This is a genomic window from Pseudomonas sp. 2822-17, from assembly GCF_002742485.1.
Lineage (GTDB): Bacteria > Pseudomonadota > Gammaproteobacteria > Pseudomonadales > Pseudomonadaceae > Aquipseudomonas > Aquipseudomonas cyclaminis.
Map to the genome: position 1 here is coordinate 1 of NZ_LJRZ01000625.1, position 288 is coordinate 288.

Below are 288 nucleotides of genomic sequence, written 5' to 3' on the forward strand. Positions count from 1 at the left end.
ATATAATTCCTCCGAATGATAATATAATTCCTGTTATTTGAATTTTATTTAACCTTTCTCGTAATAAAAAGAAACCTAATACAGCTGCGACAGCTGGTGTTAGAGCATCCACAATCGCAGCGTTAATAGAACTAGTATAGTTGACAGCATAATATAGGCAGACATTAAAGAGTACAATTCCTGACAGAGAAAGTCCTAAAAGTGGCTTCCACTCCTTTTTCCATAAAGAATGATTTAACATGATTGTTTTATAGGAAAGGGTTAAAGAAACAAGCTGGCAGATACTGC

General features: G+C 34.4%; 1 protein-coding gene. It reads right to left on the bottom strand.

Annotated elements, in window-relative coordinates; all coding sequences use genetic code 11:
- Nucleotides 1-288 (bottom strand): DMT family transporter (locus AOA60_RS23635; RefSeq protein WP_143522531.1); only part of this gene is annotated, 288 nt, incomplete at both ends.